The organism is Brevundimonas sp. (assembly GCF_052436175.1).
Taxonomy (GTDB): Bacteria; Pseudomonadota; Alphaproteobacteria; order Caulobacterales; family Caulobacteraceae; genus Brevundimonas.
The window spans coordinates 47,844-71,602 of sequence record NZ_JBQVNM010000008.1 but is presented as its reverse complement, the minus strand read 5'-3'; the positions used below and the strand labels follow the sequence as shown (position 1 = coordinate 71,602).

Annotated in this window: 19 protein-coding genes; 14 read left to right on the top strand and 5 right to left on the bottom strand. The window is 68.7% G+C overall.

Annotated elements, in window-relative coordinates; genetic code table 11:
- Positions 1-528 precede the first annotated feature (528 nt).
- From ykgO to ACT6QK_RS03745, 3 genes are all read left to right on the top strand, one after another.
- Entirely contained in the window at positions 529-654 is a 126-nt protein-coding gene (gene ykgO, locus ACT6QK_RS03755) for a type B 50S ribosomal protein L36 (RefSeq protein WP_008263184.1), read from the top strand.
- A gap of 212 nt (positions 655-866) precedes the next feature.
- The gene (locus ACT6QK_RS03750) at positions 867-1,142 is read left to right on the top strand and encodes a DUF2312 domain-containing protein (protein WP_444596463.1); all 276 of its coding nucleotides are present in this window, start codon (positions 867-869) and stop codon (positions 1,140-1,142) included.
- A gap of 38 nt (positions 1,143-1,180) precedes the next feature.
- On the top strand, positions 1,181-1,492 hold the full coding sequence (locus ACT6QK_RS03745) for a hypothetical protein (protein WP_444596469.1): 312 nt from the start codon (positions 1,181-1,183) through the stop codon (positions 1,490-1,492).
- An 18-nt stretch (positions 1,493-1,510) separates the two neighbouring features.
- Here the strand turns inward: ACT6QK_RS03745 and ACT6QK_RS03740 are convergent, their stop codons facing one another.
- The 4 genes from ACT6QK_RS03740 to ACT6QK_RS03725 all read right to left on the bottom strand — a co-directional run bounded on the left by ACT6QK_RS03740 (position 1,511) and on the right by ACT6QK_RS03725 (position 8,440).
- A complete protein-coding gene (locus tag ACT6QK_RS03740) occupies positions 1,511-4,276 on the bottom strand; it encodes a TonB-dependent receptor (RefSeq protein ID WP_444596462.1) in 2,766 nt (921 codons plus the stop codon).
- A 203-nt stretch (positions 4,277-4,479) separates the two neighbouring features.
- Positions 4,480-5,937 carry a sigma-54-dependent transcriptional regulator gene (locus ACT6QK_RS03735; RefSeq protein ID WP_444596461.1) on the bottom strand — a complete coding sequence of 486 codons (1,458 nt, stop codon included), beginning with the start codon at positions 5,935-5,937 and terminating at the stop codon, positions 4,480-4,482.
- Between the two features lie 122 nt (positions 5,938-6,059).
- Entirely contained in the window at positions 6,060-7,907 is a 1,848-nt protein-coding gene (locus ACT6QK_RS03730; protein WP_444596460.1) for a DUF4153 domain-containing protein, read from the bottom strand.
- Positions 7,908-7,966: 59 nt separating this feature from the next.
- Entirely contained in the window at positions 7,967-8,440 is a 474-nt protein-coding gene (locus ACT6QK_RS03725) for a DUF1203 domain-containing protein (RefSeq protein WP_444596459.1), read from the bottom strand.
- A gap of 106 nt (positions 8,441-8,546) precedes the next feature.
- Here ACT6QK_RS03725 and ACT6QK_RS03720 point away from each other — a divergent pair, with 106 nt between their 5' ends.
- The 4 genes from ACT6QK_RS03720 to ACT6QK_RS03705 all read left to right on the top strand — a co-directional run bounded on the left by ACT6QK_RS03720 (position 8,547) and on the right by ACT6QK_RS03705 (position 15,076).
- Positions 8,547-10,352: a M3 family oligoendopeptidase gene (locus ACT6QK_RS03720; protein ID WP_444596458.1), complete on the top strand. Its 1,806-nt coding sequence runs from the start codon at positions 8,547-8,549 to the stop codon at positions 10,350-10,352.
- Between the two features lie 45 nt (positions 10,353-10,397).
- Entirely contained in the window at positions 10,398-11,756 is a 1,359-nt protein-coding gene (locus ACT6QK_RS03715; protein WP_444596457.1) for a serine hydrolase domain-containing protein, read from the top strand.
- Between the two features lie 83 nt (positions 11,757-11,839).
- On the top strand, positions 11,840-12,085 hold the full coding sequence (locus ACT6QK_RS03710; protein ID WP_444596456.1) for an aa3-type cytochrome c oxidase subunit IV: 246 nt from the start codon (positions 11,840-11,842) through the stop codon (positions 12,083-12,085).
- Between the two features lie 180 nt (positions 12,086-12,265).
- Complete coding sequence (locus tag ACT6QK_RS03705) at positions 12,266-15,076, top strand: beta strand repeat-containing protein (RefSeq protein ID WP_444596455.1); 2,811 nt, start codon at positions 12,266-12,268, stop codon at positions 15,074-15,076.
- Positions 15,077-15,100: 24 nt separating this feature from the next.
- Here ACT6QK_RS03705 and ACT6QK_RS03700 read toward each other — a convergent pair whose 3' ends face one another.
- Positions 15,101-16,564, bottom strand: a complete 1,464-nt coding sequence (locus tag ACT6QK_RS03700; protein ID WP_444596454.1) for a helix-turn-helix domain-containing protein — start codon at positions 16,562-16,564, stop codon at positions 15,101-15,103.
- Positions 16,565-16,718: 154 nt separating this feature from the next.
- Between ACT6QK_RS03700 and ACT6QK_RS03695 the strand changes: the two genes are divergently transcribed.
- The 7 genes from ACT6QK_RS03695 to phoB all read left to right on the top strand — a co-directional run bounded on the left by ACT6QK_RS03695 (position 16,719) and on the right by phoB (position 23,744).
- Entirely contained in the window at positions 16,719-16,928 is a 210-nt protein-coding gene (locus ACT6QK_RS03695) for a hypothetical protein (protein WP_444596453.1), read from the top strand.
- A 102-nt stretch (positions 16,929-17,030) separates the two neighbouring features.
- Positions 17,031-18,443, top strand: coding sequence for a sensor histidine kinase (locus ACT6QK_RS03690; RefSeq protein WP_444596452.1), 1,413 nt, complete (start codon positions 17,031-17,033; stop codon positions 18,441-18,443).
- A 140-nt stretch (positions 18,444-18,583) separates the two neighbouring features.
- Positions 18,584-20,020: a phosphate ABC transporter permease subunit PstC gene (pstC, locus tag ACT6QK_RS03685; RefSeq protein WP_444596451.1), complete on the top strand. Its 1,437-nt coding sequence runs from the start codon at positions 18,584-18,586 to the stop codon at positions 20,018-20,020.
- Positions 20,013-21,332, top strand: coding sequence for a phosphate ABC transporter permease PstA (pstA, locus tag ACT6QK_RS03680; RefSeq protein WP_444596450.1), 1,320 nt, complete (start codon positions 20,013-20,015; stop codon positions 21,330-21,332). Before pstC ends, pstA begins: the two co-directional genes overlap by 8 nt.
- Positions 21,333-21,498: 166 nt before the next feature.
- Positions 21,499-22,296, top strand: a complete 798-nt coding sequence (gene pstB, locus ACT6QK_RS03675) for a phosphate ABC transporter ATP-binding protein PstB (protein ID WP_444596468.1) — start codon at positions 21,499-21,501, stop codon at positions 22,294-22,296.
- Positions 22,296-23,027 carry a phosphate signaling complex protein PhoU gene (phoU, locus tag ACT6QK_RS03670; RefSeq protein WP_444596449.1) on the top strand — a complete coding sequence of 244 codons (732 nt, stop codon included), beginning with the start codon at positions 22,296-22,298 and terminating at the stop codon, positions 23,025-23,027. The genes pstB and phoU overlap by 1 nt, the downstream gene beginning before the upstream one ends.
- Positions 23,028-23,054: 27 nt before the next feature.
- Positions 23,055-23,744, top strand: coding sequence for a phosphate regulon transcriptional regulator PhoB (gene phoB, locus ACT6QK_RS03665; protein ID WP_444596448.1), 690 nt, complete (start codon positions 23,055-23,057; stop codon positions 23,742-23,744).
- Positions 23,745-23,759 lie beyond the last annotated feature (15 nt).

Sequence of the window (23,759 nt, the reverse complement as noted above, 5' to 3'; positions counted from 1 at the left end):
GCTCGGGCAGCATCGGGCCGCAGGCCGCGACCGTGGCGGCGGCGCAGGCGGCGAAAAGGAGTCGGGACTTGAAACGCATCAGTCAGCCTTAGGGGGCGGGGGCGCAGAGGGGCAATCACAAGCGCGCGAAGCGGAGGATCGGTTGCCGATGCTGAAGCCCGAATGGTCAATGGCCCGCTAACCGCGTCTGATTCCGGGCCGTTAATGTCGGAACGCTAGAAGGACCGTGCTCTCTGAAACGGCCTGGTGGCGGAGGGGCGACGCGATGGGCCCGAAAGCCCATAGACCCTCCGTTCAACTCGGAGGCCAGGCCTCCATTCCTTTTTCATGTCGCTTCGCGACGCGCTATGTTCGCGACGCGGTCGCTCACGACTTGAGCGCGAGGCCATAGGCTGAGCCACTCGCCACTCGCCACTCATCACTCGCCACTGACCGGTTGACGATCCAGACCCGAATCTTTATAGCCACCGCTCCGCCGCAGCCTCGCTTGCGGCTCTTTTATTTTGATTTGCCTCAGGACGCCCGACCATGAAGGTCCGTAGCTCGCTCAAGTCGCTGAAAACCCGCCACCGCGACTGCAAGGTCGTGCGCCGCAAGGGCGTGGTCTTCGTGATCAACAAGACCGACCCGCGCTTCAAGGCGAAGCAGGGCTAAGCCCTTTTGAGCTGACGCGAGCGACGCGGTCGCTCGCGGTTGAGCTCAGACGATCCACAGGCTGCGGGCGTTGTCCGCGGCCTTTTTCGTGTTCGTGGTTGAGACGCGCGCCTGCGTATGGTTAGCGTCCGGCCCAAACCAAACCACCGAATGCGCTCAAGCAGCGAGACGCCGCGCGTCGAGCGTTAGCGCGTTCCGAAGGAACAAGAATTATGCCTGATGACGCCGCCTTCGACGCCTCGCCCGACGTCCTGAACGCCACGGCCCAGGGCCGGCTGCGCACCATCATCGAACGTCTGGAGCGCCTCGAAGAGGACAAGCAGGCCGTCATGACCGACATGAAGGAGGTCTTCGCCGAGGCCAAGGGCGAGGGCTATGACGTCAAGGTGCTGCGCAAGGTCATCCGCATCCGCAAGCAGGACAAGGCCAAGCGTCAGGAGGAAGAGGCGATCCTCGACCTCTATCTGTCGGCTCTCGGCGAAGTCTGACCCTGAAGCGCAGCGCTCCGATCGGGTCGGGCAAGGGGATCAAGCGGTCCCCTGCCAGTCCGTTCGAGGCCGAGCGCAAGGCGAACCAGCGCGCCGCTCTCAACGCCCTGAAACGCGCCCGCCGCTCGGCAGAGCAGGCGGGCGTTTCTTTGTCCGAATGGGAAGGGGAGTTCCTCGACTCGGTCAGCGAGCGGGTGAAGACCCACGGCCGCGCCTTCGGCGACCCGGAGCTCGGCGCGCCCGGTCAGGCCCTGTCCGCCATGCAGGGCCGCAAACTGAAAGAGATCACCAAGAAGGCCAAGGGCGAGGCGCCGAAGCCCCGCTGGGGCCGGAAGCCGTCCGGAGACTGACGTCCGGCCCGCGAGGGGTCAAAACAGGATCTTGCGCAGGCTGATGCGGATGATCCGGCCCTGGGGGTCCAGGTAGTCGGGCTGGTAGTTCAGCGGCAGGTCGCCCACGGAACGCACATCGACGCGGCTGTCGAACAGGTTCTCGACGCCGAGGTTGATGCGGGCGCCCTTCAGGATCGGGAATTTCGCGACCCAGCTGGTGCGCGAGTTGAGGTCGGCGAAGACGTTCAGGTTGACCGTGGTCTGGTCGCCGAAGCTGATGTCCTGGGCGTCGGTGGCGCCGTTGATGCGGGTGCCGTCGCGCCAGGTGGCGTTCATGAAGCCGCCGAAGCCGTTGCGGAAGACCCCGGCCTGGAGCTCGACCTGCTGACGCGAGACGCCCCGGGCGCTGGTCGAGCCGCCGTTGAGCTGGTCGATGATCGGCAGACCCTCGCGGATCACGATCTCATCCTGAAGCCGGTAGGTATGATAGATCGACAGGTTGAAGCGGCCCTGGCCGGGCTGCATCTGAGGGCCGCGATTGCGACCGCCGCCCCCCCCGCCGCCGGGGCCTCCGCCCATGCGGAACTGCCCGCCGCCGCCGCCGCCTCCGGGAGGCGGTCCGCCCATCATCATCCCGCCGGGACCGCCGGGACGACCCCCGCCCGCCGCCTGGGCGTTCGGCTTGCCCCAGGGCATGGAGAAGTTGAAGCCGGTGCGGACGTCCTGACGTTCGGACCGCTCATAGTTCAGCGGACGGGCGTCGATGGCGGTCAGATTGCCGAAGGCGTCGCGCGTGAACCGCTCGGGCAGGGCGGCTTCCAGATCGGGGGTGATGGTGGGGAAGGAGACGATGTCGTCATCCGTCCGGCTCCAGGTGTAGTTGGAGCTGAGCTGGAGATCCCACTTGCTGGTCGGGCGCAGGTTGAAGCCGAGTTTGACCACCTCCCGGTTGTCGGAGTTCAGGCCGAGGTTGCCGCCGGTGACACGGGTGATGTTGACCGTCTGGCCAGTGACGAAGTCGTAGACGGCGACGTTGGGCGTGGTGACGACCGGATCGTTCAGCTGCGACACCGTCGGCGCGCCCTGCTCGTTGGTGTAGTTGGCCGAGAGCGACAGCATCTCGATCGGCGACCAGTTGACCCCGGCGCCGAAGGTGGTCAGGCCGCCGAAGTCGGACAGTTCGTCATAGCCGGCGTTGAGGTTGACCGAGAGGTCGCCCAGAGCCTTGAGCACCTCGCGGTTGCGGCTGGCGATGGGCAGGGAGAGGCTGGCGGTGGCGTAGCCCCGGTCGCGCGACAGGGAGCCCTCGTTGAACACGCCGGAGCGGACGCTTTCGGAGTCCAGGGTGCGGGTGTCCGCCCCCGCCTTGAACGTCGCCTGGAGGGCGCCGGCCGGGCCCTCCCACGGGCGGCCGCTGAAGATGACCTCGGCCGTGCCGCCGCTGGACACCGACTTCGAGGTGTCCTGAAGCGCCGTCAGCCGGTCCAGGGGGATGTCGCCGAACGGGTTGGCCCCGGCGTTGATATCGGACTGCCAGCCCGAGGCGTTGAAGCCCCGGCCGGTGGTGGAGTCGCTCTCGGTGCGGTCGTAGGAGCCGTTGAAGGTCCAGCGCCAGTCGCCGAGGAAGCCGTTGAGCATCACGCCGAGATTCGCCGTCAGGGTGTCGCTGTCGCGCGTCATCACGTCCGGCGCCTCGACGTAGCGATACAGCAGGGCGTCGTTGGTCAGGGGCGAGAAGGGGTTGGCGCCGGGGACCGTCAGGGTGAGGCCGGGCAGACCCAGCAGGCTCTGGCTGGAGCTGTCCTCGAGGCTGAGGCTGAGGGTGCCCTGGGTGGTCGAGTTCAGGTCGCGCGCCAGGGAGCCGCGAACCTGCGAGCTTTCGGTGCGGGGCAGGAGGGTGCGGTAATCGCCCAAGTTGCCCGTGCGGGTCTGGTTCGCGCCGGCCGCCAGATCGGCGAGGGTCAGGCTGGTGTCGTTGGCCGGCAGGGCCACGGCCGTGACGGTCGATCCGAACAGGGCCGAGAGAGCGGGGTCGATCTCCGCGCCGTTCGGGACGCCGCGCAGGTTGCCGACCAGGTCGAAGGGCTGGCTGCCCGGATCGCGGACGATGTCGCGCTCCGATTCGAACAGGGCCGTGGCGCGTTCGTATTCGACGTCGAGGTTCCAGCGGTTGTTGCCCTGGATATTGAAGACATTGCCCTCGATCTCGCTGGTCAGTCGGCCGCCCTGCGAGGGGCCACGCGCCTGGAGCTGGACCGAGCCCTGGCGGAAGTTGTCGCGCAGGACGATGTTCACGACGCGCTGATCGGCGCTGTAGCCGTAGATAAGGGCCACGTCCTCGGGCAGGATTTCGGTGCGCTCGATGGCCTCGAACGGGATGCCGCGGATTTCCTGGAAGCCGGTGGTGCGTCGGCCGTTCAGCAGGACGATGGGCCCGGCGTCGGAACGGCCCCGGCTGGAGCGGGTGAGGGGTTCAAGCGCCGTCAGCAGTTCGGCGATGTTCGAGGCGCCGTAGGCCTGAAGCTGTTCGGCGTCGAGGACGATGTCCGGCGGAATGTCGCCCTGGACGCTGCCGCGCGGCTTGGCGGCCGTGACCGTCACGGTGCCGAGGTCATAGGCGTCCGACGAGGCGACGCCGGTCGGGACGTCCTCTTCCGGGTCGGGCTGGGTCGCGGGCGTCGTCGGCGACGTCTGGGTCTGCACGGGCGCCGCCACGGCAGTCGAGGGCGCGGGTCCGGCAGGCTCGGCCGCAGGCGCTGCGCTGGAGGCGAGCGCGTAGAGGATCGCGGCGGCTATCGTCATTCTGGGGTCGCCCTGGTCTTCAATGCAAAACGGTGCGACCGTGGAATCCGGACGAGACCGCTCGGAGGCGTCCGGTCGCTGATTCCACGTGTCGCACCCTTCAACGCACGAAGGCGCGTCGTCCGTCGGGCAAAGTGGTTACATTTCAGACACAATAGGCTTCATGCAGCGGATTGTTGCCTGAAAGGCACGGCCGCTCCCGATCAGCCCGCGGCGCGGTCCTGGTCGTGCACGGCGCCCTCCAGCCCCTGCTCGCGAACCTTGCGATACAGGGTCGAGCGACCGATGCCGAGGCGACGGGCGATCTCCGACATGTGACCGGCATAGGCCTCGATGGCGTGCTGGATCAGGTCGCGCTCGATCTCCTCCAGCGTCCGCAGATGGCCGCGCTCGTCGAGGATGCGCACGGGGGTTTCGGGCGGAGGCGGCAGGTCGAGGCCGGTCGAGGTCGCAGGGGCGGTCGTCTCAGGCGCTGACAGCGGTGCGGCGACGCCGGAGATGGCAGGGAAGTCGTGCGGCTGGAGCCAGGGAGAATCGGCCAGGACGAGCGCGCGATAGACGGCGTTTTCCAGCTGGCGGACGTTGCCGGGCCAGTCGAAGGCGGTCAGCAGGGCCAGGGTCTCGGGCGCGGCGCCGGAGACCCGCTTGCCTTCCTCGGCGTTGAAGCGGGTGATGAAGTGGTCGACCAGGGCCGGAATGTCCTCGCGCCGGTCGCGCAGGGCCGGGGCATCGATCGGGAAGACGTTCAGGCGATAGAAGAGGTCCTCGCGGAAGGCGCCTTCCTTGACCTGTTGTGCCGGGTCGCGGTTGGTGGCCGAGACGATGCGGACATCGACCCGGACCGGGCGCTTGCCGCCGACGGGGTCGATCTCGCTCTCCTGAAGGGCGCGCAGCAGCTTGACCTGCATGTCGAGCGGCAATTCGCCGATCTCGTCGAGGAACAGGGTGCCGCCCTCGGCCTCGCGGAACTTGCCCAGGGTCTTGTCCACCGCGCCGGTGAAGGCGCCCTTCTCGTGGCCGAACAGGATCGACTCCACCAGATTGGCGGGCAGGGCGCCGCAGTTGACGGCCACGAAAGGCTTGCCGGCGCGGTCCGAGGCGCCGTGCAGGGCGCGGGCGATGACCTCCTTGCCGACGCCGCTCTCGCCGGTGATCAGGACGGGGATGTTCGATTTTGCGGCGCGGGCGCCGAAGCTCTTGACCATCCGCATGGCCGGACTGTCGCCGATCAGGTCGTCGAAAGTGGTGCGCCCGGCGACATGCTTCTTCAGCCGTCCGACCTCGGCCGTCAGCCGGGTCATCTGCAGGGCGTTGTTGACGCCGATGGCGAGGCGCTCGGGCCCCACCGGCTTGATGAAGAAGTCCTGGGCGCCGGCCTGCATGGCCTTGACCACCGTCTCGATGCCGCCGTTGGCGGTCAGGACGATGACCGGGGTCGTATCGCCGCCCGCGCGCAGTTCGGCCAGGGTCTCCATGCCGCTGAGGCCGGGCATGACCATGTCGAGCAGGACCAGATCGGCGCCGCCGCCGCCCTGCATCCGCTTCAGGGCCTCGTCGCCGGATTCGGCGTGGACCACGGCGAAGCCCTCGCGCTCCAGCACCGCCTGGACCAGGCGGCGCTGGGTCGGATCGTCGTCGACCACGAGGATGGTCTTGGCCATGGGAAGCGCCCCTTCGTCTTCTTCATCGGCCGCCGCCGCGTCAAAGCGGGACTGGCTCGTTTCGGGACGGTTTTAGGCGCGCGACGGTGAAGATCGGGTTGGGGGGCGTGGTGTGCGGCGGGTTAACGGGCGGCAAGATTGATGGCGTCCCGGCAGGGCCCACTGACGTTCAGGCGCGACACGAAACGCCCGCCGGTGGCCAGATCTGGCCATTCGGCGGGGCTCGGCCGGATCGCGCCGGACCGCATCAGATCGCGGCCGTCAGCGCGGGGTTCGCCCGAGCAGCGCAGGACCGGATAACTGCCTTCCTCGCCCCAGCCGCCTTGCGGTGATCGGGTGAAGAGGGTGACGGCATAGGCCGTGGCCATGAGGATTTCCGTGCGTCCGTCGCCGTTGAGGTCGATCTCCGTAGCCACGCACTCCGCCCGCGAGTCGCACCCGCGCAACATGCCGATGCCTCGGAACGGCTGACCGAAGTCCGCAGGCAGCGGGCGACCGGCAGGCCAGGGTTCGACAAGCGGGGTGAACAGCGGCTCTGCTGGCGGGGGCGGTTCAAGCGCGTATCGGTCGTCGGCGTCCGTGGCGGCGCGGGCCCGACGCGCGATCTCGGCGTCCGAGGAGCGCGTCAGGGTCGCCAGGGCCGTCTGGCCGGCCTTGCCGCTGTCGAACCGGAGGAAGCGGTAGTCGAAGGCCTCGGCCGAGACCTTGTCGGTTTGAAGCCGCTTCATCTGGTCGTTGACCGACAGGCGGGCCGGGTCGGCGAGGGGGCTGAACAGGGCGAGGATGACCACGACTTCCAGCACGGCGGTGGCGATATTGGTGGTCTCCAGCGCCTTCATCCACGCCGAGCCGCGCCGCAACAGGGGGATCAGGGCGGCCGCGCCGTAACCGACCGCATAGGCGGCGCCGACCAGGGCGCAGGCCAGGGCGATGATCCGGTCGGGCGTCAGGCCGTGCTGGCCGATCCGCAGGCCAAGACCCCAGAAGGCGATCAGGATGAGGGGAGTGATCAGGACGGCGGCGACCCTCACGGCGATCCGCAGCACGGCGGGCGGCAGGTTGTCCGGGCGCCCGTCCTGATAGGCCGTGTTGATGAGCACGATCAGGGCGGCGGCGGCGGCCAGCACGAGGGCCGTGGCGCTGCCGGTCCGCCAGAGCCCCTGCAGGCCGGTGAAGGGCAGGGCGATCAGGAAGGCGGCTACCAGCACCGTCATGACCAGCAGCAGCCAGGACAGCAGCATCAGACCCACGGTGCGGACGCCCCGGATCAGCCCGTCCCGCACATCCGTCAGATGAACGGCGAGGGCGAAGACCAGACCGGAGACGGGCAGGATGAACCAGTCGTGGAGGATCAGCTCCTGCAGGAAGGGCAGGCCGATGATGCGGAACAGGGCGGCGCCAAGATGCAGCAGCAGCCAGAAGGCGCCGGTGAAGCCCAGCGACAGGGCCAGTTGCACCCCGGCCTTCCACGCCTGATCGAAATAGGCCGGGAAGCTCGCGATCCAGCGCCGCTCGGCGTCCGCCGGGGCCACAAGGTGGTGGGCGATGAACAGGGCCACGGCGACGAAGCCGAGCATGGGGGCGGACAAATAGGGCGGAGACGTCAGGTTTTCGGCCGCCTGGCGCGCCACATCATGCAGGCCCAGAAGAGCGAGGACCGCTATGGCCACGATCAGCCAGACGGCCCCGGTCTGGGGTCGGAGCCGCCCGATGGAGGCCAGGGCCACGACAGGTACATAGGCGCAGACCAGAAGCAGGGGGCCGAACAGATAGGCGTCGGTCGCGGGCCAGCTGCGCGACTGATCGAAGTCGAAGCCGGCCGCCGACCGATAGAGCCACCACAGGGCCAGGCCCCAGACGAGGCCGATTCCCAGTCGCGCGGGGCCGAGCCAGCCCGCCTGATCGCGGGACAGGCCCGCCCGGCCGTGGTTGTCGCCGTCTTCCGGGGTCTTCGCCGCGTTGTCGGTCATGGTCCGCTCCACCCTGACCGGCATCTGAGCCTATCTGGTCGGTCCGTGAAAGCCGGAAATCAGGCGGGCCGGACCGCTCTGGCGAGGTAGCAGCCGCGGGGGGCGAAATGGATGTGGACCTGATGCGTCAGCCGCTGCCCGAACCAGTGCGCAAGCCGCGCGTCCAGGTCGGCGCCGTCGATGACCTCGCCGTCGATCATCGTGTTGCGGGCGTCATAGATGCGGATCGACAGCGGGCGACGCGACAGCATGGACGGAACCTCACCCGGCGCCGGCGTCGCCATCGTCGCCTCTTCGCGCACGAAGATCGGTCCTCCAGCGCGATAGGGCGAGGCCGGGTCGGTAAGGTGAGCGTGGTGCAGCAGGATCAGTCGGTCGCCGGCATCGGCGTCCTTCAGGCTGACGCGGCAGGGCGCGCGGCCGGGCGCATCCGCGACCCAGCGCCGGGCGCCCACGGCGGCGAGCTCGTCATCGTCGAGAGCAAACAGCGGCTTGAACGGCGCGAGCGGAAGGGGCTCGATCTGATAGGTCATGACGGTCCTCGATGTGGGTCTCGGGCGAGGATGATGCGATCAATCCCTCGCGTCTGGCGGCAATCGGCCGTTGCGTCCCGGCACGCGCGTCCCCACAAACAGGGGCATGAACGCGCCCTTCAAAGCCCCGCCCGTCCCCTCGTCCGAGCCGCCGCTGTGGGACCTGTCCGATCTCTACGCGTCACGCGAGGACGCGGCGATCGCCGCCGATGTGGCGCGGGGCAAGGCGGTCGTTGCGGAGTTGGGGGAGCTGCAAGGCCGGCTGGTCGAGGCGCGGAGCGACGCGGCCCTGCTGGCCGAACGGCTGGATCGGGCCATCACCCTGTATGAACAGGCCAGCGAGGTCCTGGGCGGACTGGGCGCCTATGCGTTTCTGGCGGCGTCAACGGCGCGGGACGACGCCGCGGCCAACGGCTTCGAGGCCGATATTCGCGAGCAGCTGACCGCCGTTTCGACCCCGACGGTCTGGTTGACGCTGGAGATCAACCAGCTGGAGGAGGCCGAGATCGAGGCGGCGCTAGCGATCCATGCCGGCGCGGCCAAGTGGCGGCCGTGGCTGCGTCGGGTGCGGGCGATGAAGCCGCACGAACTGTCAGAACAGCTGGAGACCTTCCTGGCCGAGCACGGGCCGATCGCCGCCCAGTGGCCGCGCCTGTTCGACGAGACCCTGGCGGCGCTGCGGGTGAAGGCGGGCAAGGAGAGCCTCACCCTGGCCGAGGCCCTGAACCGGCTGTCGGATCCGAAGGCGACGCAACGCAAGGCTGCGGCCGAGGGGCTGTCGGTCGCGCTGGGCGAGCGGGCCTCGACCCTGTCGCTGGTCCTGAACACGGTTGCGGCCGACAAGGCGCTGGAGGACCGCTGGCGCGGGTTCAAACGGCCCGCCGACAGCCGCCATCTGGGCAACGAGGTCGATGGCGAGGCCGTGGACGCCATGGCCGAGGCGGTGGCCGCCGCCTATCCGCGCCTGTCGCACCGCTACTATGCGCTGAAGGCCCGGGCCATGGGCAAGGCGACGCTGGACCAGTGGGACCGCAATGCGCCGCTGAACACGGCCAAGCCCCGCGCCTTCGACTGGAAACAGGGCCGCGAGATCGTGCTGGAGAGCTTCTCCGACCTGGGCGGAGAGTTCGCGGATCGGGCCGGGCTGTTCTTCGACAACCCCTGGGTTCACGGCCGGGCCGGGCCGGGCAAGCAATCGGGCGCCTACGCCCATCCGGTGACGGCCAATCGCCACCCCTATGTCTTCCTGAACTGGATGGGCGAGCGGCGGGACGTCCTGACTTTGGCGCATGAGCTGGGGCATGGGGTGCACCAGACCCTGGCCGCGGATCGGGGGACGTTGCTGGCCGACACGCCCCTGACCCTGGCCGAGACGGCGTCGATCTTCGCCGAGGGACTGACCTTCGACCGGCTGCTGGCGACGGCGCCCAAGGCCGAGCAGAAGGGGCTGCTGGCCGGACGGATCGAGGACGGGCTGAACACCGTGGTGCGCCAGATCGCCTTCCACCGTTTCGAGACCCGCTTCCATGACGAGCGGCTGAAGGGTGAGGTTTCGGCCGAGCGCATCGGCCAGATCTGGCTGGAGGAGATGGGGGCCAGCCTGGGCCCGGCGGTGACGCTGAACCCCGGCTATGAGCACTGGTGGAGCTATGTCAGCCACTTCGTCCACTCGCCCTTCTACGTCTACGCCTATGCGTTCGGAGACTTGCTGGTCGCGGCCCTGATGGAGACGCGGGCCAGAGACCCGCAGGGCTTCACGCCCCTGTATCGCGAGCTGCTGGCCGCAGGCGGGACGCGGACCTATGTCGAGGCCCTGGCGCCGTTCGGGCTGAACCCGCGCGATCCGGCCTTCTGGACCATCGGCACGAAACGGCTGGAGGGGCTGATCGACCGGTTCGAGGCCTTGGGTTGATCGGGCGCTGTTGACGGCTGAGGGGGCCGCCGCGACTGTGGCGGGATGAAACCTTTCCTGACTGTCGCCGCCCTGCTGTCCGGTCTGGCGCTCGTTGCCGCGCCCGCCAGCGCCCAGTCGCCCGCTGCGCAGCCGACGGCGAACCACCGCGCATTGGCGGCGGGATACAAGGCCCTGACCCTGTGCAGTGCCCTGTTCACGGCGCGGGAGGCGGGCGGAACGCGGACCCAGGCCAGCGTCGAGGCGCACGAGTTGGTGGGCGTCTATCCCGAGCTCCAGCCCCTGATCGCTGACCTGCCGGTCGAGACCTTCGAGACCGAGATCGCCGTGACATGGGATGAGGCCGCGCCGCCGCGCGTGGCCCAGTTCACGCCCGGGCGGGGTTGCACCATCATGCCGACCGGCTTCGTCGGCGGTATGCGGGAGATGAAGCCCGTCGCGCGCCGGACCTCGGCGCCGCCCCTGCCGACCGGCGCGGCGAACGGTGATGCGCCGGCTCTGGAGGCAGCGGTCAGGCGGGGCTTCGCCGGCGACTTCGGGCCCGGGTCGGTGACGACCGGGGTGGTGATCCTGCAGGACGGCAAGATCGTCGCCGAGCGCTATGCGCCCGATTTCGGTCCGAACATTCCCCAGCGCACATGGTCGGTGGCCAAGAGCCTGGCCGGGACGGTGATCGGGGCGGCGGTGCAGCGCGGCGAGGTCGATCCGGACGCGCCCGCCGCCATCGCTGACTGGCAGCGGTCCGATGATCCGCGCCGTGTCATCACCCTGGACGCCCTGATGCGGATGGCCTCGGGTCTGACCAGCGACACGGCGGGCAACCGGACGGACTGGCTCTATTTCGGCGGGACGGCGGTGGACGAACAGGCGCCGGGCTGGCCGCTGATCGCCCCGCCGATGACCCGGTTCCGCTACGCCAATAACGACACGCTTCTGGCGACCCTGGCTGTTTCGCCGAGCTTCGCCGCCCATCCGCCGAATGAGCTGTTCGACCGGCTGGGGATGATCCACACCTTTGCCGAGACGGACTGGCGCGGGAACTACGTCCTGTCGAGCCAGGTCTGGACCACGGCGCGCGACCTGGCCCGTTTCGGCCAGCTCTATGTCCAGGACGGGGTGTGGGAGGGCGAGCGCATTCTGCCCGAGGGCTGGCGGGCACGGGTGACCACGCTGTCGGGGCCCCAGCCGCCGACCGGGACCCTCGGCTATGGCGCGACCTTCTGGCTGATGAACAAGGAGCCGGGCGTGCCGGCCGACGCCTTCTCGGCCAACGGCAACCGGGGTCAGTATGTGGTGATCGTCCCGAGCCGGAAGGTCGTCATCGTGCGGCGCGGCGAGGACCCTGCCGGCAAGGGGTTCGACATCGCCGCCTTCACCCGCGAGGTTCTGGCGACGCTGAACTGAGCGTGACGAAGCGCCGCCTCTTGAGCGAACGGTTCCGGCAGCTATAAGGGCCCATCTCCAGATTCCTCCCGGACTTTCCGAACATGGCCGACCCGCACCACGCCGATCACGACGACTATCAGCGCGGCACGATGGAAATCAGCGAGCAGGTCGCGACCTGGAAGCTGGTGCAGCACCTCTTTAGCTGGGGTTCGCTGGGGATCGCGGTCCTGCTGCTGATGGCGACCATCTGGTTCTGCACCCCGGCCGGCTTCCTCGCGGGCCTGATCGCGGGCGTGGTGCTGTTTGCGGCGGGTTTCCTCTTCCTGCGCTCGGGCGGCTCGCACTAGGCGGTCGCACAGGCCAGTCGCAGCGGCCAGGCTCGATGACGGCCTCCGTTCTTCGTGGGCCATGAGCGCATCGTCATCGTGAAAGTGTAGGCCTGACTCGCCTGCGTCATTCCGGGACGCAGGTTGAACGGCGTTATTTTCCAAGTTATCCACATGGCCAGGCTATGTGGGGGCAGGCTGATGTGGGCGACCTGTACGCGCGATGCGGCGCGAGTTTTCCTCGCTTTTCTGACGATCTGGCTGGCGGCGGCCACGCCGTCCATGGCCCAGGAACGGCCACCCGATCCGGTCAATGTCGACGCGCAGCAGACGGGGCCGAATGAGGTCACGGTGACCTTCGAGCCTGGCGTGGGCGGCGGGCCGCAGAGCGGCTTCTTCATCTTCGTGACGCCAGACGGGATCGGGTCGGCTGCAGCCGGATCGCCCTTCGTTTTCTCAAGCCTTCCCGACGGCGATCACACAATCAACGTCTATGCCACGGGGGTGGCCCCGGACTTTCCGGACAGCAACATCATCAGCGTCGATGTCACGATCCTGCCCGCCGCGACCCTGACATTCAACACCGTCCCGGCGCAGGCGTTCGGCGCGTCGCTGGACCTCGGACCCTATGTTTCGGCGACAAACGCGTCCGGCGTGAGTTTCGCCTCCGATACGCCGTCGGTCTGTGACGTCAGCGGTCAGGCCCTGGTCCAGATCACGGTCGGCGAATGCAGGATCACGGCGTCGGCGACGGCGGATTCCGGCTACTTCCCGCCGACGCCGGTCCAGCAGACCTTCATGATCGGACCGGACGTGCCCGGGGCGCCGAGCGATGTGACCGCTGTGGCGGGGAATGGCCAAGCGACGGTGTCCTTCACACCCTCGAGTTTCGACGGGGGAGCGACGATCGACCTCTATGAGGTTTCGAGCCTGCCCGCGACGGGCGTGGCGACAGGCGCAGGATCGCCCATCATCCTGACCGGCCTGACCAACGGGGTCAGCTACACCTTCTCTGTCCGGGCCCATAACAGCGTCGGATACGGCGCGGCGGCCAGCTCGGCGTCCAGCGTGACGCCGATGTCCGGCCAGACCATCACTTTCAATAACCCCGGACCGCAGAATTTCGGCGCGACCCCGACGCTGACGGCCTCGGCCAGCTCGGGGCTGACAGTGGTCTTCTCCTCGACCACGACCGGCGTCTGCACGATCACACAGGGGGGAGACCTGACGACGGTCACAGCAGGGAGTTGCTCGATCAATGCTGATCAGGCCGGCGACGCGGGCTTCTCGCCCGCCGCGACCCAGACCCAGACCTTCGACATCAACGCCGTCGTCCCGGGGGCTCCGACCATCGGCACGGCGACGGCGGGCGACACCGAAGCGACCGTGACCTTCACGGCGCCGGCCACGAACGGCGGAGCGACGATCACCCAGTATACGGTGACCAGCAGCCCGGGCGGCCTGACGGGCACAGGCGTCGGGTCGCCCATCACAGTCTCGGGCCTGACCAATGGAGTCGCCTATGCGTTCACGGTCACGGCGACGAATTCCGCCGGGCCGGGCGATGCCTCGTCAGCCTCGAACGCGGTGACGCCGAAGGCGGCCCAGAGCATCACCTTCACGAACCCCGGAGCGCAGAACTTCGGCACGAGCCCGACGCTGTCGGCGATGGCTTCGTCGGGCCTGACGGTGGCCTTCTCCTCCGACACGGCGAGCGTATGCACAATCACGGGGGGTGGAACCCTGACCTTCGTGACCACGGGCAGTTGTACGATTTCAGCGAACCAGGACGGCGACAGCGCCTGGCTGGCCGCGACGACGCAGTCGCAGACCTTCACCGTCAACCCCGTTGTTCCAGGCGCGCCGACCATCGGCACGGCGACGGCGGGCGACACCTATGCGACGGTCAGCTTCTCGCCGCCTGTCTTCACCGGCGGCGCGTCGATCACGGGCTATACCGTGACCAGCAGTCCAGATGGCCTGAGCGCCTCGGGCGCCGGCTCACCTATCACAATCCCCGGCCTGACCAATGGCGTCGCCTATAGCTTCACGGTCACGGCGGCGAACGTGGCCGGACCCGGAGCTGCGTCCGCAGCGTCGAGCCCGGTGACGCCCAAGGCGTCCCAGTTGATCACCTTCAACCAGCCGAGCGCCCAGAACTTCGGCGCGACCCCGACCCTGACGGCGACGTCGGATTCCGGCCTGACGCCGACCTTCACCTCCAGCACGCCGGCGGTCTGCACCGTCACCGTGGGCGGGGATCTGACCTTCGCCTCGGCCGGAGACTGCACGATCAACGCCGATCAGGCTGGAAACGGGTCCTATCTGCCGGCTGCGACCGTGTCGCGGACGTTCGCCGTCAACGCCGTCTTTCCGGGCGCGCCGGTGATCGGTTCGGTCGATTTCGGCGACGGCCAGGCGACCGTCTATTTCAGCCCGCCGTCGTCGAACGGCGGCGCGACCATCCTCGACTACACGGTCACCGCCAGTCCCGGCGGGGCCAGTGCGACCGGGGCGGGGTCGCCGATCACGGTCGGGGGGCTGAGCAACGGCGTGACCTACACCTTCACCGTGACCGCCCGGACGTCGGCAGGCACGGGCGCGGCGTCCTCGGCGTCATCGGGCGGCCAACCGCTTGGGGCGCAGACCATTCTCTTCACCGCCACGGCGCAGCAACAGGTCGGGGTGGCGGCCAGCCTCAGCGCGACGGCGAGCTCCGGGCTGACGGTCAGCTTCTCGTCCCTGACGCCCGGCATCTGCACCATCACCGGCGGCGGGGCCCTGACCCTGATCGCGCCGGGGCTTTGCACCATTCGGGCCAGCCAGGCCGGCGGGTCGGGCTATGCGGCGGCGACGCCCGTCGATCAGTCCTTCAACGTCATCGCGGCGGCGCCGCAGATCCCGACGCTGACGGAGTGGGCGATGATGTTGCTGGGCGGGCTGTTGGCCTTGGCGGGGGCGGGGGTGGTCAGTCGCCGCCGATCCGGTGCCGGCGTAGCGGGCGCGGCCTGAGGTCATCACGCGGTCAGACGCCCGTCAGGCCCCGAACGGCCAGGGGCTGACGGACTTGGACCAGTCGTCGACCGTCAGGGGGCGGTCGAGCGGCGGCGCCGCGCGCTCGGCGCAGGGATGGCGGTGACACAGGCGGCAGGAGGGGCCGATCGGCGTCGCTTCGGGGTTGGCCAGATCCAGACCCCGCGCGTGGACCAGGCGGTGGGCGTGACGCAGCTCGCAACCGACGCCCACCGCCAGGTCATGGCTTTCCACCGCCGCATTGTCGCCCTGTCGGCTGACGGTGCGGGCCAGTGTGAACCAGCGGGCAGGGGGGCGACCGTCCTGGGCCGGGGTCTCGATGATCTGGGTGACGATGCGGCCGGGCGTGCGGAAGGCCGAATGCAGCCGCCAGCGCGGGCAGGCGCCGCCGAAGCGGGAGAAGGGAAAGGACTCCGAGGCATAGCGCTTTGACACATTGCCCGCCTGATCCACCCGCATGAGGAAGAAGGGGATGCCGCGCGCTGTCGGGCGTGACAGGGTGGTCAGGCGATGGGCCGCCTGCTCGAAGCCGACGCCGAAGCGGGCCTGGAGCCGGGGCAGGTCGTAGCCGGTGTCTTCCGCCGCCCGCTGGAAAGCCGCGTAGGGCATGAGGATGGCGGCGGCCAGGCTGTTGGTCAGGGAGACCTTCAAGAGGTTACGCGCGGCGGCGTCGGGCAGGTCGGCGGCCGTGACCATGTCGGTCAATGTCTGGCCGTGCTCGACCAGGGCCAGCTGATAGGCGACGGCGAAGGCGCGCGAGGAGGGTCCGAGGGTCTCGGAAATCAGCAGGCGGCTGCGGTGGGGATCGAAGCGGCGCGTCCATTCGACCATGACCTCGGCGGGCATGATGCGGACGGTCAGTCCGTGGCGCAGGCGCAGCCGATCGCGGATCAGGGCCTCCAGGGTCTCGGACGACCCGGCCGGCGCCTCGGCCGTCAGTTCGGCGTGCAGCGCCTCGCCCAGCAGGTCCAGTTCGGGGAAGTGATTGTGGCGCGACTGGACATGGTCGCGGACCTGATCGGCGGGGCCGTCGTCCGCGCCGCCGGGGACGCTGAAGGGGATGTCGTCACGCGCGGCCAAGGCGCGGTCCCGTTCGCGGCGATCCGCAAAGGCGCGATAGAGGCGTAGAAGCGCTTCGGCGGCGGCGGGAGCGTCGTCGACCAGCTGCAGCACCTCGTGGCGGGGCACGGATAAACCTTGAAACAGGGGATCGGCGAACAGTTCGGCCAGTTCGGCCTCGCCCGCCGCGCCCGGCTGGTTCAGGGCGCGCAGATCGACGTCGTAGGTTTCGGCCAGTCGCAGCAGGAGCTGGGCGGAGACCGGGCGCTGGTTGCGCTCGATATGATTCAGATAGGAGGGGGAGACGCCGAGGTCCCCGGCCATGGCCGTCTGGGTCAGGCCCAGGTCGCGCCTCAGCCTTTTGACGCGGCCGCCGAGGAAGAGCTTGCGATCGGCGGCGATTTCCATGAGCGGAGAGTGTCATATTGTGACTGAAACGCAAGAGTCACGATCCGACATTATGACAATCCTTGGGGCGGCCGGTCTGTATCGAAAGTGACCGCCGCGTGTTTTTCTGTTTCCAGGACGGCCGATCGGTCGGCCGACCCATAAGGACACGACCATGGAACCCTTGACCCGCCCGCAAGCCATCATCGACTTTTGCCTGGCTCCGCTGAACCTGGCGCCCGGCGCCGAGGGGGAGGGCGAGGTTCGCCGTCGCCTGGAGCATGTCATCAAGACACTGCAGCTCAAGACGGCCAAGCCGATCAGCGTCGACTTCTCGACCATGCCGTCGCAGGTCATCAATGAGGCGGCGCACGGCTACGAGTGAGGCGCTTCGGGCGGCACGGCGTCATCAACCCGTGTCGATGACGGTGCTACTGGACGCGAATCGGCCCCTTCTGCCGATGTGACCGAGGATGCGCCCCCCGCTATGCCGCTCGACCAGTCGCCTTCGCCGGTGGCGCCCGTGGCGTCGTCGCGGCTGTGGACCACGGGAGCGGCGGGCGTTCTGGCCGTCGTCATCATGCTGATCCTGGCGGCGGTGCGGCCCGATATGGCCCTCTGGCTGCTGGTCGGGGCCGCCGTGGTGGCGGTGGCGACCTGGGCCGGGGCGGGGCGCGAGCCCGCTCCCATCGCCTCGGCCTATGCCCCGGCCCTGGCGGCGGAAGGCGGGGCCCAGCGACGGGTCGACGCGGGCCTGCTGGACAGTGTGTTCGAGGCCCTGAACGACCCGGTTCTGATCGTTGCGGGCGGCGAGGCCGACGACCTGGCCGGACGTCGCATCGTTCTGGCCAATCAGGCGGCGCGGGAGCTGTTGAAGACGCCGCGCGAAGGCGGGCTTCTGGTCACCTTCGTGCGCGATCCCGGCGTTCTGGAGGCCGTGGACGAGGCCCTGTTCGGCGGCGTCACCTCCACCACCGACTATTCGGCGGGCGGGGCCCGGTCGCGGCACTGGCGGGCCTGGGTCCGGCCGCTGGCGACGGGCGGGGCGGGGCCGATGGCCCTGCTGGCCCTGCGCGACGAAACGGACGTGCGGCGCATGGAGCTGATGCGCGTCGATTTCCTGGCCAACGCCAGCCACGAGTTGCGCACGCCCCTGGCCTCCCTGTCCGGGTTCATCGAGACCCTGAAGGGCCACGCCAAGGACGATCCGGTCGCCCGCGACAAGTTCCTGGACATCATGTCGGCCCAGGCCGACCGGATGAGCCGGCTGGTCGCGGACCTGCTGTCGCTGAGCCGGATCGAGCTGAACGAACATATCCCGCCCTCAGGCCGGGTGGATGTGTCGCGCGCCGCGTCCGACGTGGTGGACGCCGTCAGCGTTCTGTCGCGCGACAAGGGCGTCTGCATCAAGCTGGAGGTCCAGGAGGGCGCCGCGACCATCGACGGCGACCGCGACGAGATCATTCAGGTGATCCAGAACCTCGTGGACAACGCCATCAAGTATTCGACGGCGGGGCAGACGGTCGAGCTGACCGTGGCGACGGATCTGACGGTGGACGCCGCTCCGGGGCCGAGACGCGAGGGGACGACGCGGCTGTCGCTGGTCAGCCCGGACCGGGAGCAGGGCGCGCGCTATGCGGCCGTCACCGTGCGGGACCATGGGCCGGGCATGGCGCGCGAGCATCTGCCGCGGCTGACGGAGCGATTCTATCGGGTCGAGGGCCAGAAGAGCGGCGGCGACCGGCCGGGCACGGGTCTGGGCCTGGCGATCGTCAAACACATCGTCAACCGGCACCGGGGCGGACTGACGGTTGAAAGCGCGCCGGGGGACGGGGCGTCGTTCAGCGCCTATTTCCCTCTGAACATCAAGGAGCCGACGTCGTCCGAGCCCCTTGCGTGACGGCGCACCGGCGCGGGAACCTGCGCCGTAACAGAACTGTCATCCAGCCGTCTTAATCCGCTCGCCAAGTGAAGGCAGTTTCCGGCCCGCAAGGCGCCGGGCGTTTCCGGGGCCGAATCCGGCTCCCCGAACCTGACCTGATGTTCTGGCTTTTCCTGCTGATCCTGGCCGCGCTGGCGGCGCTGGGCTTTGTCGGCGCCCGCGCCCTGGCGACGACACGCGCTCGCGAGGCGGGGGTGCGCGGCCATTCGCGCCCGACCCAGCACGGCCTCTACGCCCTGATCTGGATCGCCGCGCCGTCGCTGGCGATCCTGTTGCTGGCCTCGATTTTCTCCACCCCCATCGCCAACCAGACCCTGGCCGCCGGGGCTCCGGCCGAGGTGGTCGCCCTGGAGCCGATGAAGCGGGCCGCCTTCTTCTCCGACGCCCAGCGCGTGGGCGTGGGCGCCGCGCCGCTGCAGATCTGGGAGGCGCCGCTGAGCGAGCGTCTGATCCAGGAAGGCCGCCGCGCCGTCGAGATCAACCGGATGCTCAGCTTCGGCGGCGGGGTCGCGGCCCTGATCGCCGCCATCCTGGGCGGGCTGTTCGTCTTCCTGCGCATCCGGCCGGACCTCAGGGCGCGCAACGCCGTCGAGGGCTGGGTGGCGATCACCCTGTTCGCCTGTTCGGTCGTGGCCATCCTGACGACGCTCGGCATCGTCGCCTCCCTGTTGTGGGACGCCCTGCGCTTCTTCGAGACGGTGCCGGTGTTCGAGTTCCTGTTCGGGACCAAATGGTCGCCCCAGATCGCCATTCGCGCCGATCAGGTCGGTTCGACCGGAGCCTTCGGCGCCGTGCCCCTGTTCGCCGGCACCTTCCTCATCATGCTGATCGCCATGTGCGTGGCGGCGCCGGTCGGCCTGTTCTCGGCCATCTATCTGTCGGAATACGCCAGCCGTCCGTCGCGGGCTGTGGTCAAGCCGGTGCTAGAGATCCTCGCGGGCGTGCCGACCGTGGTCTACGGCTTCTTCGCCGCCCTGACGGTGGGGCCGGCCTTCCGGGACTTCTTCAACACCATCGGCGGCTGGCTGGTCGGGGGTCCGCTGGACGGAATGGGCCAGTATCTGCTGCTGGTGCAGAACCAGATGGCCCTGGTGGCGGGGGCCGTCATGGGCATCATGCTGATCCCCTTCGTCTCCTCCCTGTCCGACGACATCCTCAACGCCGTGCCGCAGAGCCTGCGCGACGGCTCATACGCCATGGGCGCGACCAAGTCCGAGACGGTGAAGCGGGTTCTGCTGCCCGCCGCCCTGCCGGGCGTGGCCGGCGCCCTGCTGTTGGCCATGTCGCGGGCGATCGGCGAGACCATGATCGTGACCAAGGCGGCGGGCCTGGCGGCCAAGCTGACCCTCAATCCGCTGGACACGGTGACGACCGTGACGGTGCAGATCGTCACCCTGCTGACGGGAGACCAGGAGTTCGACAGTCCCAAGACCCTGGCCGCCTTCGGCCTCGGCCTGACCCTGTTCCTGGTGACCCTGTGCCTGAACATCATCGCCCAGCGCATCGTCCAGACCTATCGGGAACAGTATGACTGACGCGACCCCCGAGATGATCGAGAAGGGCATGATCGAGGCGGCGACGGCCGACACGCGGCTGGACCGGCTGCAGAACGGTCTGAAGGCCCGCTATGCCCGCGAGCGCCGGTTCCGCCTGTACGGCGTCCTGGCCGTGGCCCTGGCGATCGGCTTCCTGGCCCTGCTGCTCGGCCGGATTGTGACCCAGGGCTATACCGCCTTCTACGCCCACGAGATCACCCTGCCGGTCTACATGGACCCGGCGAGGATCGACCGCGCCTATCCCCAGGGCGCCAACTATCAGCTGATGACGGCCGAGCAGGAGCTGCGTCGGATGGGCGTCACGGACGACGCGCGCGGAACCAAGGCCCTGGCCATGCGGTCGCTGTTCTCGTCGGAGCTGAAGTTCCGGGCGGCGGAGCGGGTGCGCGAGAACCCGGCCCTGATCGGTCAGACCGTGGCCATCTCGGCGCCGGCGTCGGACGAGGCCGACCTCTACTACAAGGGCGAAATCTCCAAGGCGACGCCGGCCGACCAGCGCCGCCTGACCGACGAACAGATCGAATGGCTGGACCGGATGAAGGCCGAGGGCGCCGTGCGGACCCACTTCAACACGGCCCTGTTCACCAACGGCGACTCGACCGAGCCCGAGCTGGCCGGGGTGCTGGGCGGGGTGGTCGGATCTGCCCTGATGCTGCTGGTCACGGCCCTGATCGCCATTCCGATCGGCATCGGGGCGGCGGTCTATCTGGAGGAGTTCTCGCCCCGGAACCGGATCACCGACCTGATCGAGGTCAACATCAACAATCTCGCCGCCGTCCCGTCGATCGTCTACGGCCTGCTGGGCGTGGCCCTGTTCATCAACTGGCTGCACCTGCCGCGCTCGTCGCCACTGGTGGGCGGTCTGGTGCTGGGGCTGATGGCCCTGCCGACCATCATCATCGCGACCCGGTCGTCGCTGAAGGCGGTGCCGCCCTCGATCCGCGAAGCCGCCCTGGCCATGGGCGCGAGCCGGACCCAGACGGTGTTCCAGCACGTCCTGCCCCTGGCCATGCCGGGCGTGATGACGGGCACCATCATCTCGATGGCCCACGCGCTCGGCGAGACCGCGCCCTTGCTGCTGATCGGCATGGTCAGCTTCGTGCCGGGCGTGCCGCATCTGATCAACGAACCGGCGGGCGCCCTGCCGTCTCTGGTCTATATCTGGGAGAATGCGTCGGAGCGCGCGTTCCATGAGCGGACAGCCGCCGCCATCATGGTGCTCCTCGCCTTCATGATCCTCATGAACGCCGCCGCGATCGTGCTGCGCCGGCGCTTCGAACGCCGGTGGTAAGTCAATGAAGTTCCCCATTTTCCGCGCTCAGGATGACCGCAATGGCGGGACGGCCCATTCGGGCGACGTCTCGCCGATCGTGCAGACGCCTGGAGCCGGCCCTGAAACGCTGCGCCCCGCCGAAATCGCGGCCCCGAGCAACGATGTCGCTCCGGGACAGGCTGGCATGGCCGCGCCGGTGGTGACGCCGTCGGCAGGCCCCGCCCAGCCGGTCAAGATCACCGCCCGGGACGTGTCGGTCTTCTACGGGGACAAGCAGGCGTTGCACGAGGTCAGCCTGGACATTCCGGACAAGACGGTCACGGCCTTCATCGGCCCGTCGGGGTGCGGCAAGTCGACCTTCCTGCGGACCATGAACCGGATGAACGACACCATCCCGGGCTGCAAGGTCAGCGGCAAGATCGACATGGACGGGCAGGACATCAATGCGAAGTCCATCGACCCGGTGCTGCTGCGCGCCCAGGTCGGGATGGTGTTCCAGAAGCCCAATCCTTTCCCAAAGTCGATCTATGAGAACGTCGCCTATGGCCCGAAGATTCACGGGCTGACGACCTCCAAATCGGAGCTCGACGGGATCGTCGAGGCGTCGCTCAAGCGCGCGGGTCTGTGGGATGAGGTGGCCGACCGGCTGCATTCCTCGGGATCGGGCTTGTCGGGCGGCCAGCAGCAGCGTCTGGTCATCGCCCGCGCCATCGCGGTCGAGCCGGAAGTCATCCTGATGGACGAGCCCTGCTCGGCGCTGGACCCCATCGCCACGGCCAAGATCGAAGAGCTGATCGACGAGCTGCGCGAGCGCTACTGCATCGTCATCGTCACCCACTCCATGGCCCAGGCGGCGCGGGTGTCGCAACGCACGGCCTTCTTCCACATGGGTCGTCTGGTCGAGACCGGCGACACAGAGGAGATCTTCACCAACCCCCGCGAGCGTCGCACGCTGGACTACATCACGGGACGGTTCGGCTGATGAATCAGCACACAGTAAAGGCGTACGGCGACGAGCTGAACCAGCTGACGGCAGAGGTGGCCCGCATGGGCGGTCTGGCCGAGGCCCAGGTGGCGGATGCGGTCGACAGCGTCGCCCGCCGCGACATCGCCCTGGCGAGAGCCGTGGTGGAGCGTGACGTCAAGCTGGACGCCATGCATCGCGACATCGAGAAGAAGTCGATCCGCCTGATCGCCCTGCGTCAGCCAGTGGCCTCGGACCTGCGTCGCGCCCTGGCGGCGATGAAGCTGGCCAGCGATCTGGAGCGGACCGGCGACCTGGCCAAGAACATCGCCAAGCGCGCCCTGGCCGTGGCCGAGACCGAGCCGATGCAGCCGCTGACCCGGTCCATCGAGCGGATGGGCCGGCTGGTGTCGGTGCGTCTGCGCGATGTGCTGGACGCCTATACCTCGGGCGAGCTCGACGGCGCCCTGGCGGTCTGGAACACCGACGACGAGGTGGACGAGCATTACAATGCGCTCTTCCGCGAGCTCCTGACCTATATGATGGGCGATCCGCGCACGATCAGCGCCTGCACCCATCTGTTGTTCATGGCCAAGAACCTCGAACGGATCGGCGACCACGCGACCAATATCGCCGAGACCATCCACTATGAGATCACCGGCGAGGAGATGGTGGGCGAACGCCCCCGCTGGACGCCGACCAGCGCCGATACGGGCGTGGGCCAGACCCACACCCTGCCGGAAGCCTAAGCTAGACGACGCGACGGAGAGACGACCGTGCAGCCCTATATCCTGGTGATGGAAGACGAGGACGCGCTGGCGACCCTGCTTCAGTACAACCTCGAGAAGGAGGGCTATGACGTCGTCATCGCCTCCGACGGCGAGGAAGGTCTGGTTCAGGTCGATGAGCGCCAGCCCGATCTGGTCCTGCTGGACTGGATGCTGCCGAAGGTGTCGGGCATCGAGGTCTGCCGTCGCCTGCGCGGACGGTCCGAGACGCGCAACCTGCCGATCATCATGCTGACCGCGCGGGGCGAGGAGACCGACCGGGTGCGGGGTCTGGACACCGGCGCCGACGACTATCTGACCAAGCCCTTCTCCATGGTCGAGCTGATCGCCCGCATCCGGGCCGTGCTGCGCCGGATCCGGCCTGGTCTGGCCGATGACCGGGTCGGTCATGGCGACATCGTCATCGACCGCGTCGCCCACCGGGTTCGCCGCAACGGCACCGAGGTCCACCTCGGGCCGACCGAGTTCCGTCTGCTGGACCACTTCATGCGCCACCCGGGCCGGGTGTTCAGCCGCGAACAGCTGCTGGACGCCGTCTGGGGCTCGGACGTCTATGTCGAGGCCCGCACGGTGGACGTCCACGTCGGCCGCCTGCGCAAGGCCCTGGACGTCGGCGGCAGCGCCAACCCGATCCGCACGGTCCGCTCGGCGGGCTATTCGCTGGATCTTGAGCACTAGGGCTGAAAATGTCCG

Excerpts from the sequence above, each read along its gene's own strand:
- ykgO (WP_008263184.1), top strand. The coding sequence starts at position 529 with ATGAAGGTCCGTAGCTCGCTCAAGTCGCTGAAAACCCGCCACCGCGAC.
- ACT6QK_RS03750 (WP_444596463.1), top strand. The coding sequence starts at position 867 with ATGCCTGATGACGCCGCCTTCGACGCCTCGCCCGACGTCCTGAACGCC.
- ACT6QK_RS03740 (WP_444596462.1), bottom strand. The coding sequence starts at position 4,276 with ATGACGATAGCCGCCGCGATCCTCTACGCGCTCGCCTCCAGCGCAGCG.
- ACT6QK_RS03735 (WP_444596461.1), bottom strand. The coding sequence starts at position 5,937 with ATGGCCAAGACCATCCTCGTGGTCGACGACGATCCGACCCAGCGCCGC.
- ACT6QK_RS03730 (WP_444596460.1), bottom strand. The coding sequence starts at position 7,907 with ATGACCGACAACGCGGCGAAGACCCCGGAAGACGGCGACAACCACGGC.
- ACT6QK_RS03725 (WP_444596459.1), bottom strand. The coding sequence starts at position 8,440 with ATGACCTATCAGATCGAGCCCCTTCCGCTCGCGCCGTTCAAGCCGCTG.
- ACT6QK_RS03720 (WP_444596458.1), top strand. The coding sequence starts at position 8,547 with ATGAACGCGCCCTTCAAAGCCCCGCCCGTCCCCTCGTCCGAGCCGCCG.
- ACT6QK_RS03715 (WP_444596457.1), top strand. The coding sequence starts at position 10,398 with ATGAAACCTTTCCTGACTGTCGCCGCCCTGCTGTCCGGTCTGGCGCTC.
- ACT6QK_RS03710 (WP_444596456.1), top strand. The coding sequence starts at position 11,840 with ATGGCCGACCCGCACCACGCCGATCACGACGACTATCAGCGCGGCACG.
- ACT6QK_RS03705 (WP_444596455.1), top strand. The coding sequence starts at position 12,266 with ATGTGGGCGACCTGTACGCGCGATGCGGCGCGAGTTTTCCTCGCTTTT.
- ACT6QK_RS03700 (WP_444596454.1), bottom strand. The coding sequence starts at position 16,564 with ATGGAAATCGCCGCCGATCGCAAGCTCTTCCTCGGCGGCCGCGTCAAA.
- ACT6QK_RS03695 (WP_444596453.1), top strand. The coding sequence starts at position 16,719 with ATGGAACCCTTGACCCGCCCGCAAGCCATCATCGACTTTTGCCTGGCT.
- ACT6QK_RS03690 (WP_444596452.1), top strand. The coding sequence starts at position 17,031 with ATGCCGCTCGACCAGTCGCCTTCGCCGGTGGCGCCCGTGGCGTCGTCG.
- pstC (WP_444596451.1), top strand. The coding sequence starts at position 18,584 with ATGTTCTGGCTTTTCCTGCTGATCCTGGCCGCGCTGGCGGCGCTGGGC.
- pstA (WP_444596450.1), top strand. The coding sequence starts at position 20,013 with ATGACTGACGCGACCCCCGAGATGATCGAGAAGGGCATGATCGAGGCG.
- pstB (WP_444596468.1), top strand. The coding sequence starts at position 21,499 with ATGGCCGCGCCGGTGGTGACGCCGTCGGCAGGCCCCGCCCAGCCGGTC.
- phoU (WP_444596449.1), top strand. The coding sequence starts at position 22,296 with ATGAATCAGCACACAGTAAAGGCGTACGGCGACGAGCTGAACCAGCTG.